Source organism: Gemmatimonas sp. (genome assembly GCF_041689975.1).
GTDB lineage: Bacteria > Gemmatimonadota > Gemmatimonadetes > Gemmatimonadales > Gemmatimonadaceae > Gemmatimonas.
The window spans coordinates 1-4,341 of record NZ_JBDNFF010000097.1 but is presented as its reverse complement, the minus strand read 5'-3'; the positions used below and the strand labels follow the sequence as shown (position 1 = coordinate 4,341).

Sequence of the window (4,341 nt, the reverse complement as noted above, 5' to 3'; positions counted from 1 at the left end):
GAAATGTTACAGATCCTGAGTGTGGCCCTGTTCGTGCAAGTCCTGCTCAACCAACTACTTACGTCACCACCCAGTTATTCAGACGCTGATTTCGAGCCCATTCCACTCGCTCTCCTCTGAAAAACGTTGCGACACTACTGATGTCAAATAACGATTTACACAGCGCGGACCTCTCTAACGAGAGGGATCCGCGCTGTGTTTTTTCACAAGACTGATGGATGGTCTCGATCACCCGGAGGGACCCCCCTGACACGCCCAGCAGGTAGCACGCGCGTGCAGGGTAGTCGCCGTCCAGACCCGTACGGTGCTCGCGCTTCCTGCTTCATGGAAGGCCTGGACCGCTCCTGCGTGCTCTCAAGCGTCGTTGGGATCCGTGCGTTGCTGGCCGCGAAAGACCGCCGGCTTTGAATGGCGCTGGTCGAGGGACTCGGTGCGGGTCAACCCATCGCCTACGACTCCTTGTGGCTACCGGTCGCTCATCCACGTGCGAACCACCGCCGTGAGTGACGCGTGCAATTCGGGCAGTGGACAACCCCGCTTGCTGCCGAGGACGGAATACGCAGGTCGCCTTCCCGTGTAACCGAGTTCCGCCTGTGACGCGTCCCGAACGAGCTGATCATCGAATCCTGCGAGGCGCGCCAGGGACCGAGCCAGTTCAGACCATGACAGGCTCTCTGCAGAGCTTTGATGCCAGACTCCGGCGGCACCATCAACGAGCAGGTCCAGCGTGCTGTCGGCCAACGCCGGGACGAACGTGGGAGAGACGACGGAGGTTGAACACAGAACCTCTCGTCCGGACGCCAGCAGACCCAAGGTTTGCACGACAAAATTGTGCTTATCGTCATTGCCGAAAAATGCGCTTGTTCGGATAACGAGTGCCCCGGGTGCCTCCGCCAGCACGGCCTGTTCGCCATCGAACTTGCTGATTCCGTATACGCTGAGCGGCGCCGCTCTATCGCTTTCGACATACGGCGTCATCTTTGCTCCGTCAAATACAAGGTCGGACGAAAACGTCACGAGTGCAGCGTCGTACCGCTGGCACGCGTACGCCACATTTGCGGCGCCGTGAACATTCACCCGTCGACATGTGATGTGATCGAGTTCAGCGGCGTCGATGGACACGTATCCCGATGCGTTCACCACCGCCCACGGTCTCAACGCACCGACGACTCGCAGCAACTCACTGCGCGACGATATGTCGAGTTCGTTCCGCGTCATGGCGTGCCAACCGATATGGCGTGCCTCGCAGCGCCTGATGAACGCGCGGCCAAGCGTGCCACCCGCACCGAGTATGAGTATCGGCCGGTAACCGGACGTCTGTGAAGTGGCTGCGTTGCGCGCTGGTGATCGTGTAGCCGATCGTGGCCACAATACGGGGTGCGAGTGACTTCCGTTCGCAGCAATTGCGCGAATCGCGGTCGCCACGGCGGTGGGGCGGAGGGCGCCACTGCGCACATCGAACGCCCCGGATTCATAGTGTCCGCGTTCTGCACGTACCAGGTCGTCCCAGTCGAACGATCCCAATAACGACCAGAAAACGACGGCATCCAGCTGAACTCCTTCACTCTCCATCTGTCGGGCGGTGGTCCAAGCCTGCTGAATCCACGAAAGCTGCTGCTCACGAAACCCAGAACGGTGCACTTCGCCCAGCACGAGCGGAATGCCGTAGCTCGCATGGAGCGATCGAAGCGTCGCGGGAAGCGTAGAACTCCAGCCCACCCGTCCATGAGTGGCGACGTCGACATACCGCTCGCGGGCATTACCGCCGACACATTCTGTGGGGTAGCGGTTACACCTCGAGTCCAGATACCGATCGCTCGTGGGGTAGTAGTCAGCACCAATCATATTCGGCGTGATCTCGTTCTCGAGAAACCAGTCCCGCTCGACTTCGGTCATTCCCGCGCGATGCAGATATGGCCACAGCATGTGATGTGCGTCGACACGCCGCGTGAGTAGATCCAACGCCAGTCGTTGGCGCGCGTTCTCGAAGGTAGCCTGATACTGCAACCGCGGTGTACTCGTGACTACGCCGACATCATCCGTATGCAGGTACCTCGCGCCTGGATGCACTGTTCGGATTGCCCGCATCGCGAGCACAATCGCCTTGCACTCGTTGAGAACGATACGAGTAAACGCCGCATCGTTGCTGTGATGCGGATACCAATGACCATACAATCCGCTGAATCGTGCCGTCGCCATCGGTTCATTGATCGGCGTCCAGGTGTCGATCCAGGGGTACCGCTCCGCGACATCGCGGGCGTATCGCGCGAGCAGCACAGGGAATTGCGGGTCGTGCAAATTTGTGAACGCTGGCCCACTTCCATGATGCACGAGTCCGGCAATCGGACGAATGCCGCACTCCTGCATGCGCAGCAGCTGCCGATCGGAATCGCTCCACATCGGCGGTTCGCGTAAGGTAGGGGCAATCCTCTCCCAGAGCAGTGGGCACCGGAGCGCTCGGATGCCCAGCGCCGCAAAGCGATCGATATCGTCGATTCGTGTGCCGTGTCCACTTCGCAATACCTGATCGTGGAACAGGTTGCCGACGCGATTTACCGTGCATTCAATGCCGCCCCAGATCTGCGGCGTCACTACCCCTCCTGCAGAATTGCCGCAGCTGGTGACCCCATGATGCGGCCGCAGAGCGTAAGAGACTGTGCGACGACTTGATCCATGTTGTAGTACCGATACGTGCCGAGTCGCCCGGTGAAGTACGTATGATGTGACTGTTCCGCCATTGACCGGTAGCGAAGGAATCGTTCCCGGTTGGCCGGACGCGGAACCGGGTAATAGGGATCGCCGTCGGCGCAGGGATACTCGTACACCAGCGTCGAGTCGCGGTGCACCTGACTCGTGAGCTGCTTGAACTCCGTGACGCGCGTGTAATCGTGCTCGTTGGGATAGTTGATGACCGCCGCCGGTAATGCACGATCAGCGCGCACGGTCTCGTAGCGAAATCGCAGCGAGCGATATTCGAGAGGACCGTACCGGTAGTCGAAGAATTCGTCGATCGGACCGGTAAAAATCAAACCCGAATACTCCACCACCGTCGCCACGTCCCGGTAGTCCGTGTCGAGGGACACAGAGATGTTCGGATGCGCCAACATGCGCTTGAAGAGCGCGGTGTACCCCGCGTCCGGCATAGCCTGAAAGTCGTCCGTGAAGTACCGATCGTCAGTGTTGGTTCTGATCGGTACCCGGGCGATCACGCTCGCATCGAGTTCGGACGGATCAAGACCCCACTGCTTCCGTGTGTAATTACGAAAGAACTTTTCGTAAAGATCGCGACCGACCTTGCTTACGACTACATCTTCGGATGTGCGTACCTCAGCCACGGACTCGGCTACACTCTCCAGATACCGGATGACTTCCGGCTCCGTCATGTTCGTACCATACAGTCTATTGATCGTATCGCGATTCACGGGCATCGGGAGCAGCTGCCCGTTTACCGACGTCAGCACACGATGCACATATGGTCGCCAACCCGTGAACTGTGAGAGATAGCTGACGACCTGTTGCGAGTTCGTGTGAAAAATGTGTGGGCCGTACTGGTGGATCAGCACACCGTGTTCATTCAGTGTGTCGTAGGCGTTCCCGCCTACGTGGGGCCGCCGATCGACGACCAGTACCTTCTTGTCGTAGACCGCCGCGAGACGCTCTGCTGCCACGGAGCCGGCGAACCCGGCCCCCACAATGAGGTAATCATATTTCATGGCCTTACGCCGCGTTCGTGCGTGGCTGCTGCATAAGCGTATCCATGCGGTACCAAAGCGCGTCCCACGACTGCATCGCGAGAACGCGGTCGAGTTTCGTTTGGGCGACCATGCTGGGTTCTTCCTGCAGCGATAGCGCAATGCATGTACCGAAGTCATGAGGCGAGTGTGCGATCCGCACGAATCCCGGCTCACCCCACGCGCGGACGACGTCTTCGACCGCTGATGACACCACAGGAAGGCCCGCAGCCAGATACTCCGGCGTCTTCGTCGGGCTGATGAAACGTGTAGCGGCGTTGAGCGCGAACGGCATCCAGCCCACATCCCAGCCGGACATGAGGTGCGGCAGCTCGTCGTATCTAAGCGCGCCCAGGTAATGCAGATTATCTCCAAACGGCAGCGACGACGGATCGATCTTTGCGACTGGCCCGGCAAACACGAAGTGCCAGTTCGGGTGCGCGCGCGCCACGTTCGCGATGAGCGGAAGGTCGAGTCGCTCGTCAAGGACGCCGCAGTACCCGATGCGCGGGTAGGGAATTCCCGCCTGATGGCTGAACTCATTCAAAATGTTCCGGGCCGCGCGAAAGTGCTCGAGATCGACGCAAGATGCCATTTCATGTACATGGTG

3 protein-coding genes are annotated in these 4,341 nt (G+C 59.6%); all 3 read right to left on the bottom strand.

The genetic code is table 11. From position 1 onward, the window contains the following. Window positions 1–465: 465 nt before the first annotated feature. The gene (locus tag ACESNG_RS06840; RefSeq protein ID WP_373068322.1) at window positions 466–2,592 is read right to left on the bottom strand and encodes a family 1 glycosylhydrolase; all 2,127 of its coding nucleotides are present in this window, start codon (window positions 2,590–2,592) and stop codon (window positions 466–468) included. After that, entirely contained in the window at window positions 2,592–3,713 is a 1,122-nt protein-coding gene (gene glf, locus ACESNG_RS06835; RefSeq protein WP_373063284.1) for a UDP-galactopyranose mutase, read from the bottom strand. The genes ACESNG_RS06840 and glf overlap by 1 nt, the downstream gene beginning before the upstream one ends. A 4-nt stretch (window positions 3,714–3,717) precedes the next feature. Next, the coding region (locus ACESNG_RS06830; protein ID WP_373068320.1) for a glycosyltransferase at window positions 3,718–4,341 on the bottom strand (624 nt) is incomplete at its 5' end.

Coding starts and splice junctions, on each gene's coding strand:
- glf (WP_373063284.1), bottom strand. CDS start 3,713: ATGAAATATGATTACCTCATTGTGGGGGCCGGGTTCGCCGGCTCCGTG.